The organism is Megamonas sp., assembly GCF_986095205.1.
In genome coordinates this window covers 55,609-70,012 of the sequence record NZ_CFQVBI010000011.1, presented here as the reverse complement: position 1 = coordinate 70,012, position 14,404 = coordinate 55,609, and the positions used below count along the sequence as shown (strand labels likewise).

12 protein-coding genes are annotated in these 14,404 nt (G+C 33.2%); 1 reads left to right on the top strand and 11 read right to left on the bottom strand.

What is annotated here, in order from left to right; all coding sequences use genetic code 11:
• Positions 1-70 precede the first annotated feature (70 nt).
• From tsf to gatC, 11 genes are all read right to left on the bottom strand, one after another.
• Positions 71-718, bottom strand: a complete 648-nt coding sequence (gene tsf, locus AC5LAX_RS01520) for a translation elongation factor Ts (RefSeq protein WP_018999213.1) — start codon at positions 716-718, stop codon at positions 71-73.
• Positions 719-802: 84 nt separating this feature from the next.
• Complete coding sequence (gene rpsB, locus AC5LAX_RS01515) at positions 803-1,534, bottom strand: 30S ribosomal protein S2 (RefSeq protein WP_115151241.1); 732 nt, start codon at positions 1,532-1,534, stop codon at positions 803-805.
• A 241-nt stretch (positions 1,535-1,775) separates the two neighbouring features.
• On the bottom strand, positions 1,776-2,549 hold the full coding sequence (codY, locus tag AC5LAX_RS01510; protein ID WP_008538382.1) for a GTP-sensing pleiotropic transcriptional regulator CodY: 774 nt from the start codon (positions 2,547-2,549) through the stop codon (positions 1,776-1,778).
• A gap of 134 nt (positions 2,550-2,683) precedes the next feature.
• Entirely contained in the window at positions 2,684-4,078 is a 1,395-nt protein-coding gene (gene hslU, locus AC5LAX_RS01505; RefSeq protein ID WP_008538383.1) for an ATP-dependent protease ATPase subunit HslU, read from the bottom strand.
• A gap of 14 nt (positions 4,079-4,092) precedes the next feature.
• Positions 4,093-4,635: an ATP-dependent protease subunit HslV gene (gene hslV, locus AC5LAX_RS01500; RefSeq protein ID WP_008538384.1), complete on the bottom strand. Its 543-nt coding sequence runs from the start codon at positions 4,633-4,635 to the stop codon at positions 4,093-4,095.
• Between the two features lie 41 nt (positions 4,636-4,676).
• A complete protein-coding gene (gene trmFO / locus AC5LAX_RS01495) occupies positions 4,677-6,002 on the bottom strand; it encodes an FADH(2)-oxidizing methylenetetrahydrofolate--tRNA-(uracil(54)-C(5))-methyltransferase TrmFO (RefSeq protein ID WP_008538385.1) in 1,326 nt (441 codons plus the stop codon).
• Positions 6,003-6,027: 25 nt separating this feature from the next.
• Positions 6,028-8,277: a type I DNA topoisomerase gene (gene topA / locus AC5LAX_RS01490; RefSeq protein ID WP_022227777.1), complete on the bottom strand. Its 2,250-nt coding sequence runs from the start codon at positions 8,275-8,277 to the stop codon at positions 6,028-6,030.
• Complete coding sequence (dprA, locus tag AC5LAX_RS01485) at positions 8,274-9,380, bottom strand: DNA-processing protein DprA (protein ID WP_278403055.1); 1,107 nt, start codon at positions 9,378-9,380, stop codon at positions 8,274-8,276. The genes topA and dprA overlap by 4 nt, the downstream gene beginning before the upstream one ends.
• 183 nt (positions 9,381-9,563) lie before the next feature.
• The gene (gene gatB, locus AC5LAX_RS01480; protein WP_008538388.1) at positions 9,564-10,991 is read right to left on the bottom strand and encodes an Asp-tRNA(Asn)/Glu-tRNA(Gln) amidotransferase subunit GatB; all 1,428 of its coding nucleotides are present in this window, start codon (positions 10,989-10,991) and stop codon (positions 9,564-9,566) included.
• The gene (gene gatA, locus AC5LAX_RS01475) at positions 10,991-12,454 is read right to left on the bottom strand and encodes an Asp-tRNA(Asn)/Glu-tRNA(Gln) amidotransferase subunit GatA (protein WP_288909023.1); all 1,464 of its coding nucleotides are present in this window, start codon (positions 12,452-12,454) and stop codon (positions 10,991-10,993) included. Before gatA ends, gatB begins: the two co-directional genes overlap by 1 nt.
• 40 nt (positions 12,455-12,494) lie before the next feature.
• On the bottom strand, positions 12,495-12,785 hold the full coding sequence (gene gatC, locus AC5LAX_RS01470) for an Asp-tRNA(Asn)/Glu-tRNA(Gln) amidotransferase subunit GatC (RefSeq protein WP_015562581.1): 291 nt from the start codon (positions 12,783-12,785) through the stop codon (positions 12,495-12,497).
• 161 nt (positions 12,786-12,946) lie between these two features.
• On the opposite strand from gatC, the gene AC5LAX_RS01465 reads away from it, so the two are divergent.
• Positions 12,947-14,374 (top strand): MDR family MFS transporter, encoded by a 1,428-nt coding sequence (locus AC5LAX_RS01465; RefSeq protein ID WP_204922213.1) that lies wholly within the window; start codon positions 12,947-12,949, stop codon positions 14,372-14,374.
• Positions 14,375-14,404 lie beyond the last annotated feature (30 nt).

Genomic DNA, 14,404 nt, shown 5'->3' with positions numbered 1-14,404 from the left:
TTATACTAATTTTATCTTATTACAAAAAAGAGAACACCGAAGTGTTCTCTCTTTGTATTTCATAATGAAATTATTTAACAGCTGCCATAACTTCTTCTACAAAGTTATCAGCTTTCTTTTCAATACCTTCACCAAGTTGATATCTTACGAAACGACGAATGGAGATATTTTCACCGATTTTAGCAATTTTGCCTTTTACAAGGTCAGAAATTGTAACATCTGGATCTTTAATGTATGGCTGATCTAAAAGACATACTTCTTTATAATATTTTTCGAGACGACCTTCAACCATTCTTTCAACGATTTTTTCAGGTTTGCCTTCATTAATAGCTTGTTCACGAAGAACTTGACGTTCATGTTCGATAGCTGCTGGATCTACTTCTTCACGACGTACGCAAGTTGGGTTAGCAGCAGCAATCTGCATAGCAATATCACGAGCGAAATCCTGGAATTCAGGAGTACCAGCAACGAAGTCAGTTTCGCAGTTAACTTCTACTAATACACCGATACGTCCACCAGCATGAATATAAGATGTTACAACACCTTCAGCTGCTACACGACCAGCTTTTTTAGCTGCGGAAGCAAGACCTTTTTCTCTTAAAAAGTCAATTGCTTTGTCCATATCACCGTCAGTTGCAGAAAGAGCTTTTTTACAGTCCATCATACCTGCACCAGTTTTTTCACGTAATTCTTTTACTAATGCTGCAGTAATAGCCATTAATATTTCCTCCTTAGTCAATAAAAGGCAAGGGTTTGGGCCCTTACCTTTTTAATTGTTATATAAATTTAAAATTAACTAAAATTATTCAGCGTCTTCGCTAGTAGCAGCTTCTTCTACTACTTCGCCAGCTTCACCTTGACGACCTTCGATAACAGCATCAGCCATACGGGAAGTTAAAAGTTTAACAGCACGGATAGCGTCATCGTTACCAGGAATTACATAGTCAATTTCGTCTGGATCGCAGTTTGTATCAACGATTGCAACGATTGGAATGTTAAGTTTTTTAGCTTCTGCTACAGCAATTCTTTCTTTACGTGGGTCAACGATAAATAAAGCGCCTGGTAATTCTTCCATGTCTTTAATACCGCCAAGAGATTTTTCAAGTTTTTCTTGTTCACGTTTTAAAGCAAGAACTTCTTTTTTGCTAAGAACTTCAAAAGTTCCATCTTCTTCCATAGCTTCAAGTTCTTTTAAACGATTGATGCTTTTACGGATAGTAGCGAAGTTAGTCATCATACCACCGAGCCATCTTTCGTTAACATAGAACATGCCGGATTTTAAAGCTTCTTCTTTAACAGCTTCTTGAGCCTGTTTTTTAGTACCTACGAAAAGAATGCTTTTGCCTTCTTCAGCAACGCTACGTAAGAAATCATAAGCTTCGTCAACTTTTTTTACAGTTTTCTGTAAATCGATAATGTAAATACCATTGCGTTCTGTGAAAATGTATGGAGCCATTTTAGGGTTCCAACGTCTAGTCTGATGACCGAAATGAACGCCTGCTTCTAATAATTGTTTCATGGAAATAACTGCCATGATGGTGCACCTCCTGTTATTTTTTCCTCCACATTCTTTAGCTTTGTTTTAACCCTTTTAGATATTCTTATCAGCGTACTAATAAGGTATATCTAACTAGGACACAGTACAAAATCGGAATGTGTGCGTTTTTTTACACCGTTAAGCATTATATCATAATTTTTTTGTAAACACAATAATAAATTATCATGCTTTCAGATAAAAAGAACGATGTTTTTATCAACATCGTTCTTGAAGATTATTATCTTTTTAATTTTTGAATTTCATCTAATAAGTGTTCATTTAATACTCTGATATAAGTACCTTTCATACCAAGAGATTTAGATTCAATTACACCAGCGGACTCAAATTTACGAAGTGCATTAACAATTACAGAACGAGTAATACCTACACGGTCAGCAATTTTAGATGCAACGAGTAAACCTTCAGTACCATTTAATTCACTTAAAATATTTACAGCTGCTTCAATTTCAGAATAAGAAAGTGTTGCTAAAGCAATCTGTACAGTAGCTTTTTTACGTGCTTCAACTTCAATTTTTTGAGAATTATCACGTAAAATTTCCATACCTACAACAGTGGCACCATATTCAGCTAATAATAAATCATCGTCTGTAAATTCTTCATTAAATTTAGCTAATACTAATGTACCAATACGTTCACCAACGCCATAAATAGGTACAATAGTTGTAATTTTGCCTTCTACTAAACATTCACTATTATCATCAAAAGCACAAATTTCTTTTTGTGGAATATTAGAAGATGTGCTATCCATTTTTAAGAGCCAATTAACATAGTGTTTTGGAAATTCTCCTTGGCTTACAATTTTGTCAATCATTGTATCACATTCAAAATCATCAAGGAAGGCATATCCATAGATTTTTCCTGTTTTGCTAACAATATATACATTTGCTTCTATAACATTGCTAAGTACACGGGAAATGCTATCGTATTCTACCACTTCTGCTTTTTGTAAAAGTTTATTTATTTTTCTTGTTTTTTCAAGTAATGTTGCCATCTGTTATCCCCTTCCTGCACAGAAAAACTTTTGATTTTCTGTTAAACCTTTCCTTTTTTTATTCTATCATATCTATAAGTCAATTTAAAGGAAAATTTTTATATTTTTTTGAATTTTATACAATATTTATCAAATTACAAAATGAACTGGCTTAAGTCGCGATTTTTAACGATTCCACCAAGTTTTTCATTTACATAATCAGCATTAATTACTACATTTTTTTCTTCTAATTCTGGTGCATCAAAAGATAAATCTTCTAATAATTTTTCCATAATTGTATGAAGTCTTCTTGCTCCAATATTTTCCATTTGTTCATTTACTTCACAAGCTACTTGAGCTAATCTTTCGATAGCATCATCAGTAAATTCAATGGAAACATCTTCTGTAGCAAGTAATGCTTTATATTGTTTTAATAATGCATTTGTTGGTTCTGTTAAAATACGTTTAAAATCTTCTTCAGTTAAAGAAGTCAATTCCACACGAATTGGGAAACGACCCTGAAGTTCTGGTATTAAATCAGAAGGTTTCGCCATATGGAAAGCACCTGCTGCAATAAATAAAATATGGTCTGTTTTCATCTGTCCATATTTTGTGGATACTGTGGAACCTTCAACTATTGGTAAGATATCTCGCTGTACACCTTCACGAGATACATCAGGACCAGAAGAAGAACCTTTTACTGCAACCTTATCAATTTCATCTAAGAAAATGATACCATTGCGTTCTGCAAGTTCAATAGCTTCTTGAGCAATAGACTCCATATCCAATAATTTTTGAGCTTCTTCTTGAGTGAAGATTTCTCTTGCTTGAGCAACTGTAACTTTACGTTTTTTGCGTTTTTTAGGCATTAAATTGCCAATCATATCCTGAATATTATTGCTCATGTCTTCCATGCCAGAACCTGCAAACATACCAATTACAGGAGCTGCTTTTGGTTCAACATCAATTTCAATAATATCATTTTCTAATTCACCTTTTAAAAGGCGTTTTCTGCACCATTCTCTGCCAGCAGAATATTTTGGTTCTTCCACTTTTTCTGTGCTTTCTTCTTCTTTGTTTGCACCACCAAAGATAGCACTGAGTGGATTAGATACAGCACTGGATTTTGGTTCTGGAACATAAATATCTAAAATACGTTCTTGAGCCATTTCTTTAGCTTTATCTTGTACTTGTTCTAATTTTTCTTGTTTTAACATACGTACAGCAGATTCAGCTAAATCTCTAACCATGGATTCTACATCTCTACCTACATAACCTACTTCAGTAAATTTAGTAGCTTCAACTTTTACAAAAGGTGCTTTTACAAGTTTTGCTAAACGTCTTGCAATTTCTGTTTTACCAACACCAGTAGAACCAATCATCAAGATATTTTTAGGAATAATTTCATCTCTCATATCTTCTGGGAGATGACGGCTACGCCATCTATTGCGAAGTGCAATAGCTACAGAACGTTTTGCTTGTGATTGTCCTACAATATATTTATCTAATTCTTCAACAACTTGACGAGGAATTTGTTCATTCAATTTCATGAATTTATTCTCCTTTATTTATCTAATTCTTCCACTATAATATTGTGATTTGTATATACACAAATATCAGCAGCAATAGTAAGTGCTTCTTTAGCAATTTCAGCTGCAGTCAAATTAGAATGTTTAGCTAATGCACGACCTGCTGAAAGTGCATAAAATCCGCCAGAACCAATAGCTGCAACATTACCATCTGGTTCAATTACTTCACCATTACCAGAAAGTAGTAACATTGTATTTTCATCAGCAACGAGTAATAATGCTTCTAATTTGCGAAGAACTCTATCTGTACGCCAATCTTTAGCAAGTTCTACCGCTGCGCGAGTTAAATTACCATGATATTCAATTAATTTAGATTCAAATTTTTCAAATAAAGTAAAAGCATCGGCTACAGAACCTGCAAAGCCAGCTAAAACTTTACCATTATATAAACGACGTACTTTACGGGCATTTGCTTTCATAATAGCAGCTTGTCCAAAAGTAACTTGTCCATCACCAGCTATAGCAGTTTTTCCATCTTTTTTTACTGCTATGATAGTGGTTGCTTTAAAATTTTCCATAAAATCATCTCCATTTATAGGCTATATTCATATTATCAGTTTTACTTAGATAATTTCAATACATCTATTTTAAATTTTGCTAAAAATTCTAAGGCACGTTCTGCAATTTTTTGTTTTTTCAACTTTTTATCACGAATGCGTTCTTCTAAAGGTGGCATCAAACCAAAATTAGCATTCATAGGCTGAAAATGTTTTGCTACAGCAGAAGTAATATATTTGCACATAGAGCCATGAGCTGTCTGTTCTGGGAAAATCACTGGATTTTCTCCTTTAGCTAAATATGCTGCATTAACACCTGCCACAAGACCAGACGCTGCGGATTCTATATATCCTTCAACGCCTGTCATCTGACCTGCAAATAATAAATCATCTCTATCTTTGTATTGCAAAGTTGGTCGCAATAATTCTGGAGAATTAATAAATGTGTTTCTATGCATTACGCCATAACGCACAAATTCAGCATTTTCAAGTCCTGGTATTAAACCAAATACGCGTTTTTGTTCTGGCCATTTCAAATGAGTTTGAAAACCTACTATATTATATAGGCTATCTGCTGCATTATCTTGACGAAGTTGCACTACAGCATAAGGTCTTTTTCCTGTTTTAGGATCTTCTAAACCTACAGGTTTTAATGGTCCATATAGTAAAGTATCTATACCACGACGAGCCATTTCTTCAACAGGCATACAACCTTCAAAAAACTTAGCTTTTTCAAATTCCTTAATTGGTGCAAGTTCTGCCGTTGTCAATTCTTGCCAAAATTTTTCATATTCTTCTTTATCCATAGGACAATTAATATAATCAGCTGTTCCTTTACCATAGCGAGAAGCGCGATATGCTTTACTCATATCAATAGACTCTTTGCTGATTAATGGTGCCGCAGCATCATAAAAGTAAAAATAATCCTGACCTGTCAATTCACCGATGGATTTTGCTAATACTTCTGAAGTCAATGGACCACTGGCAATAATTGTAATAGCATCATCTTCTTGAGGTATTGTTTCTATCTCTTTATTTATCACAGTAACATTAGGATGATTTTTTACTTTATCTGTAATATATTGACTAAATCCTTCTCTATCTACAGCTAAAGCTCCACCAGCTGGTACACGATTTATATCAGCGGACTCCATGATGATAGAATTTAGCTGTCGCATTTCTTCTTTTAATAAGCCTACAGCATTTTCAAGTCCTGCACCACGCAAAGAATTACTACATACTAATTCAGCGAATTTTTCTGTCTTATGTGCAGGTGTAGATTTTTCTGGTCGCATTTCATATAAATCTACTTTTATACCTCTTTGAGCCACTTGCCATGCAGCTTCACTGCCAGCCATACCAGCTCCTACGATAATAACTTTTTTCACGCAAAATCTCCTTTCCTATTTCTATCTATGCTTCGTTTTCTTCTTTATGCTCTTTATTTTCATTTTCTTCTTTTGCTTGTGCTTCTTTTTGTGCCAATTCCGCTAATTTCTTAGCAGTCTGCTGTTGAATTTTTTCTTTTAATTTATTAATTTCCTTATTTATAGGAGTATCTTCTTTTCTTGTAGCACAATCATCATTACTGCAATATAAAATAGTTCTTCCATTTTTGAAACGATGTCTAAATAAGAATGAACCACAAGTCTTGCAATTGCTTGTAAGTGGCATATCCCATGATACATAATCGCACTGTGGATAATTTTCACAACCATAAAATACTACACCACGACGTGTACGACGTTCAATGATTTTGCCACCACATTTAGGGCATTTAACACCTGTATCCTTCAAAATAGGTTTTGTATTTCTACATTCTGGAAAACCTGGACATGCTAAGAATTTACCATAGCGACCTTGTTTTATGACCATCATACGACCACATAATTCGCATTGTACATCAGAAACTTCATCTGGCACTTCTACTTCACCAATTTCTTCTTCTGCATGTTCTAAAGTTTTTTCAAATGGCCCATAGAATTCTTCAAGCAAAGTATTTTTTTGAATTTTACCTACTGCTATTTCATCTAATTTATTTTCCAAATCAGCAGTAAATTTCTCATCAACAATATCTTTAAAATATTTTTCCAATAAATCTACTACTACAAAACCTAAATCAGTTGGTTCAAATTTTTTATCACTGCGAACTACATAACCTCTAGCTAAAATAGTTTCAATAATCGGTGCATACGTACTAGGACGACCAATGCCTCTTTCTTCCAAAGTTTTAACTAAAGAAGCATCATTATATCTAGCTGGTGGTTCTGTAAAATGTTGCATTGCTTCTAATTTTTGAATAGATAATTCATCGCCTTCCTGCAAATCTGGCAAGATGACATCTTTTTCTTTTTTATTATCGCTATCATTATATACAGCAGTAAAGCCTGCAAATTTTAACTGCGAACCAGTAGCTTTAGCTAAATACTTATCGCCTTTAATAGTTACACTCATAACATCATAGCTAGCAGGTAACATCTGACAACCTAAGAAACGTTGCCAAATTAATTTATAGAGTTTTAACTGTTCTTTGCTCAAATATTCTTCAACAGTAGCAGGGCTTAAAGCAATATTTGTTGGACGCACTGCTTCATGAGCATCTTGAGAAGATTTTCCAGCTGCATAAATATATGGTTTTTCTGGCAAATATTCTTTACCGAAATTCTCTTCAATATAATTTCTAGCTTCATTTAAAGCTATTTCTGAAATACGTGTAGAGTCTGTACGCATATATGTTATCAGACCAGTTGGACCTTTTTTACCTAAGCTAATACCTTCGTAAAGCTGTTGAGCTATCATCATTGTTTTACGTGAAGTAAAACCTAATTTTCTAGCAGCATCTTGTTGTAAACTACTTGTTGTAAATGGTGCTGGAGCTTTGCGATGACGTTGACGTTTCTTTATTTCTGTTACTTTAAAAGTAACTTTTTCAATATCACTACATAATTCATCAGCTTGAGCTTTAGATGCAATTTTTACATCTTCTTTTTTCGCTGAAACCATCAATTTTTTATCATCAATAGCTACTAGCTCTGCTCCAAACATACTAGAACGAGGTTTTTTCTTAAATTTAAAATCAACTGTCCAATATTCTTCTGATTCAAATTTTTGAATTTCTTTTTCACGGTCACAAATTAATTTTACTGTTACCGATTGTACACGCCCTGCACTCAAACCTTTGCGAATTTTCTTCCAAAGAAGTGGACTTAATTTATATCCTACAATACGGTCAAGCATACGACGTGCTTGTTGAGCATCTACTCTATCAATATTTATTTCTTTAGGATTTTTTACTGCTTCTTGAATAGCAGGTTTTGTTATTTCATTGAATACAATTCTACATTTTTCATGTTCATCAATCCCTAAGATATGAGATAGATGCCAAGCAATAGCTTCGCCTTCACGGTCAGGGTCAGAGGCTAAATAAACTTTTTCAGATTTTTTAGCTTCTTTCTTTAAAGATTTAATTAAATCTCCCTTGCCACGAATATTGATATATTTAGGTGCAAAATCATTTTCTACATCTATACCAAACTGACTTTTAGGTAAATCACGAAGATGTCCCATAGAAGCCATTACTGTATATTTTTTATTGCCTAAATATTTTTCAATAGTCTTTGCTTTAGTTGGCGATTCTACTACTACAAGCGTTTTTTTCTTCATTCAAAGCACTCCCTGATTGCTCTTATATAAAAATTTGGACTTGTCTCTTTAACTAGTCCCTTCAATTTCATTTGTAATAAAATAAACGATATATTCGAAACATTTATTCTCAATTTATATATGATTTCATCAATACATTTAGGCTCTGTAAAAGATAAACTATCATATATAAGTTGTTCTTCCGCTGTCATGGAAAAACCTAATTCTATTTGTGTTTCTTTGGATATACTTTGCTGATTAGTTACAAAATTATATTCTTCTACAATATCATTTGACCTTGTAACTAATTTAGCACCTTGTTTTATTAAACTATGGCAGCCTTCGCTTTTTTGCGAATAAATATTTCCTGGTATGGCAAATACATCTCGCCCTTCACTTAAAGCAAATTCTGCTGTTATCAATGAACCACTCTTTTTCGCAGCTTCAACTACTAATATTCCTTTGGACAATCCTGTGATAATTCTATTTCTAGCTGGAAAATTCCCTGGTTTTGGCAATGTATTTAGTGGATATTCTGATATTACAGCACCATTTTGAGCTATAGCTTCTAAAAGTTGCTTATTTTCTTTTGGATATATAATATCTAATCCACAACCTAAAACAGCAATAGTCTTACCTTTTTTCAAAGCTCCTGTATGAGCTTTAGTGTCTATACCTTTAGCAGCACCACTAACTATTACAAAATTAAATTTAGCTAATTCCTCAGCCATATTTTCTGCTATCTGTTTTCCATAAGTCGTTGGAGTTCTTGAACCTACTATACCTATACAAATTTCATCTTTAGGCAATTGACCTTGATAATATAAAATAAATGGAGGATCATAGATTTCTTTCAATAACTTTGGATATTCTTCATCTATTTCTATGCAGACTTTAATTTTATAATGTTTTAATTGCTCTGTTAATTTATCTATAGATATTTTCTGTCTAAATTCTATTAATTCAGACAATGTTTTACTGCCTAAACAATTACTTTGTTCTAACATTTCTCTTGTCGCTGTCCATATTTTTTCGCCGTCATGAAAATATCCATAAAGTTGACGAAGCGTTTTACTACCTATGCCTGGCACAGAATTTATGGCAGCCCAATATATATTTTTCATTGTTTATTACATTCCCATACAAATAAATCTTTAGATAAACCGTATATATTTTACTATTATCACTATTAACTGACAATTTGTCAAATTTTTTATCAAAAGAATATAGATATCACCATCTAAAACAAAAAGCTATTGTATTAAAAAATTTAACACAATAGCTTTTTATTATTCTTAGACCATAAATCAGCCTAATTTTTCTTTTATCATTTTATTTACAAGACCAGGATTTGCTTTACCTTTACTTGCTTTCATTACTTGACCGATTAAAAAGCCCATAGATTTTGGATAATCTGCAACAGCTTTTGGATTATCTGCAATTGCTTTATCTACAATTTCTTCTATTGCTTTTGTATCAGTAATCTGTACTAAACCTTTATCTTTTACAATTTTTTCTGGAGTATCTCCACTTGTCCACATTTCTTCAAATACAGTTTTTGCTATTTTAGAAGAAATTGTGCCCTTACCAATTAAGCCAATTAAGCTTGCTAAATTTTGAGCAGATACTGGAGAATTTTCAATAGTCATTTCATTAGCATTTAAATGCTTGGACAATTCACCCATAATCCAGTTAGAAGCAAGTTTTGCATCAGCACCAGCATCTACAACAGCATCAAAGTATTCAGCCATAGCACGAGTAGAAGTGATGATTTCCGCATCATAAGTAGGAAGACCATATTCATTTACTAAACGAGCTTTTCTTGCATCTGGTAATTCAGGAAGTTCTTTTTTATATGCTTCAATCTGTTCATCAGTTGTAACAATTGGCACAAGGTCAGGTTCTGGCATATAACGATAATCTTGAGCTTTTTCTTTGCTACGCATAGAAAGTGTAATTCCACGACCATCGTCCCAAGTACGAGTTTCTTGTACTAAGATACCGCCATCTTCTAACACTTCATTTTGACGTTCAATTTCATATTCTAAAGCGTCTTCGATTACTTTGAAGGAATTCAAGTTTTTCATTTCAACTTTTGTACCAAGTTTTTCGCTACCTTCTGGACGAAGAGATACGTTTACATCGGCACGTAAATTACCTTCTTCCATTTTACAATTGGATACATCAATATATTGTAAAATAGATTTTATTTTTTCCATATATGCACGAGCTTCTGCTGGAGAATGCATATCTGGTTCAGATACGATTTCGATAAGTGGTACACCAGTACGATTATAGTCAACATTAGAGCTACTAGAATCTTTGATTGTAGTACCAGAGTGAACGAGTTTACCAGCATCTTCTTCCATATGAATACGAGTGATGCGAATACGTTTTGTTTTGCCTTCTACTTCGATATCCACATAACCATGTTCAGCGATTGGTAAATCAAACTGAGAAGTCTGGAAATTTTTTGGTAAATCTGGATAGTAATAATTTTTTCTATCAAATTTACTGAATTTATTAATTGTACAATTGAGTGCAAGACCTGCTTTGATAGCAAATTCTACTACACGTTTATTGACAACAGGTAATACACCTGGAAGACCAAGACAAACAGGGCAAACATGTGTATTTTGGTCTGCACCAAAGGAAGTAGCACAGCTACAGAAAATTTTTGTATTAGTTTTTAATTCGCTATGAATTTCCAAACCAATGACTGCTTCGTATTTCATTATTCTACCCCCTGACCAATTTTATTAGCATAATCATGATTTACTTCATAAGTATATGCTGCACGAATAATAGTTTCTTCATCAAGTGGGCGACCAATAAACTGCATACCGATAGGCATATTATCTTTGCTTCTGCCACAAGGAATGGAAATACCAGGAAGACCTGCTAAGTTAAGAGGAACAGTGAAAATATCCATCAAGTACATTTTTAATGGATCATTTGCCATTGAACCTAATTTATATGCAGGTGTTGGTGCTACTGGAGCCAAAATAACATCTACATCTTTAAAAGCATTATCAAAGTCTTGTTTTACAAGTGTTCTAACTTTTAATGCTTTTAAATAATACGCATCATAATAACCAGCACTTAAAGCATAGTTACCAATCATAATACGACGTTTTACTTCTGGACCGAATTTTGCAGTTCTTGTATTTGTCATCATGGAAACAATGTCTTCACCATCTACACGAGAGCCATAGCTTACACCATCATAACGAGATAAGTTTGTAGAAGATTCTGCTGGAGCTATTAAATAATATGTGGAAATAACATAATCTGTATGTGGTAAAGAAATATCTACGATTTCAGCACCGAGTTTTTTCAAATCTTCGATAGCTGTATTCATAGCTTTTTTTACATCTTCGTCCATACCATCGATAAAATATTCTTTTGGTAAACCGATTTTTAATCCTTTTATATCATTTACTAAGGATTTTGTATAATCAGGAACATCACTATTGATAGATGTAGAATCTTTTTCATCATGACCTGCAATCACATTCATTACATGAGCACAGTCTGTTACATCGCGAGTCAATGGACCAATCTGGTCAAGTGAAGAAGCGAATGCTACTAAACCATAACGAGATACACGACCATAAGTAGGTTTTAAACCAACAACACCGCAAAAAGATGCTGGCTGACGAATAGATCCACCAGTATCAGAACCTAATGCCCAAATAGCACTACCAGCACTAACTGCTGCAGCACTACCACCAGAGCTACCACCTGGTACACAGTCCAAATTCCATGGATTATGTGTAGCAAAAAATGCAGAGTTTTCTGTGGAACCACCCATAGCGAATTCATCCATATTCAATTTACCAACTAATGCTGGTTTTTGAGCTAAAACTTTATCCATTACTGTAGCATTATATGGTGGTACAAAATTTTCGAGCATATAAGATGCACAAGTTGTTTTTAAACCTTTTGTACAAATATTGTCTTTTATAGCTGCTGGTATACCTGCTAAAACAGAGATTTTTGCTCCGCCAGCGATATCAGCATCAACATTTTCTGCTTGTTGTAAAGCATAATCAGCTGTTTTTGTGATATATGCTTTTACTTTATCATCAGTAACTTCCATACGAGAAAGTACATCTTTTGTAATTTCTACAGCAGAAATTTCTTTATTTACAAGCATATCATGTAATTCATGTGCTGTTTTTTCAAATAAATTCACGTAAAAGCCTCCTCAATTTAATCAAAGTAATTAAAATAAATTATTCTTCTAAAATTTTAGGTACACGGAAATAACCATCTTCTTGTTGTGGAGCATTAGATAATGCCAATTCACGATCAAGGGAAGGTTTTACTACATCTTCACGAAATACATTTTGTACAGGCAATACGTGTGCAGTAGGAGCTACATTTTCAGTATCTACTTGTTGTAATCTATCTACATATTCAAGAAAATCATTAAGCTCGCTTATATTTTTATCCATATCTTCATCTTTAATGCTAAGACGAGACAGAAGAGCTACATTTTCTACATCTTCTCTAGTAACTTTCATATCTTCACCCCATTTTCAAAATAAACTGTTTACATTTTATCATATTTTAGACAATGATTGAATAGTATTGTTACTTTTCCCCATAAAATATAGCTGACTTATTTTATCTTCTATGTTAAAATGTCTTAAAAATTAATAATAAAATAGGTGATTTCTTACATATGGACAAAACTAAACAAAAAATTGCATTTTCCTTTCTCATTGCAATATTTCTAGCTGCATTTGAAGGTGTTGTTGTATCTACTGCCGCACCTGTGATTGTTAAAAGTTTGCATAATTTCAAAATGATTAGCTGGATTTTTTCTATTTTTCTTTTGACCTCAGCAATTTCTACTCCTATTTACGGTAAATTGGCTGACCTTTATGGGCGAAAACGAATTTTTATGATTGGCATTTCCATTTTTCTTTTCGGTAGCTTATTAGCTGGATTATCTCAAACCATGCACCAATTAATTATTTTCCGTGGCATTCAAGGCATTGGTGCTGGTGCTATTTTTACCATTGGTTTTACTATGATTGGTGATATTTTTACCCTAGAAGAACGCTCTATTATTCAAGGAGCTATCAGTACTATTTGGGGAATAGCTGGTCTTGTAGGTCCATTACTTGGTGGATTTCTCATAGATTATCTTTCATGGCAATGGATATTTTTTATAAACATTCCCTTTGGTCTTTTATCAGTCTATATACTCGCTAAATTTGTACATGAACAAAAGCCTGCTACTAATCCTAAAATAGACTACCTTGGAACTATTTTACTTTCCATTGCCATTGGCAGTCTTTTATATGGTGTAATGAGTTTAGATGAAGATTTTTATTTAGGTGTAATTTTATTAGTTATCACTTTGATTTCTTCTATCCTTTTTTATCTCCAAGAAGCCAGAACTTCTGAGCCTATTGTTCCTTTATTTATCCTCAATAAATCTTCTATCATTGTAAATATCATAACTTTTATCAGCTCTTTCATATTGATTGCTTGTTCTGTTTATTTACCATTACATATTCAATCAATTATGGGTTACAGTGCTACTATCGCTGGTATTTCTTTGATAGGAACTTCTATTGCTTGGTTTATGAGTTCGATTTCCATTGCTAAATTAATGAAAAAATATCCTACAAATATAATTGTTATGTTTTCTTCATTAATTTTAATTTTCAGTTCTTGGTTATTAACACAATTAACTATAGATACACCACTTTGGCACTTATCTATTTATGTATTTTTCTTTGGCTTTGGTTTTTCAGGCACTTTAAATACACTAACTTTCATAGTCCAAGACTCTGTAAAATACAATCTACGTGGTGCCGCTGTTGGTTTAAATATGCTCACTCGTACACTTGCTCAAACAATTGGTGTTACCGTTCTCGGTGCTGTGTTAAATGTTTCTACAGCAGATTTTATCCAAGCTCATAATTTAATAAATATCACTATGCAAGATTTTTATGATAATACTGCTCCTCAATATCATGAACTTTTACGCCAGGCTTTATTTTATAGTCTAAATAATATTTACTATATTTTAGTTGGCAGTAGTGTACTTTGTTTAATCTTGTCTTATTTCGTACCTAAACATCAATCACAAAAATAATCCAAAATATTAGACTCATATCTTTATATA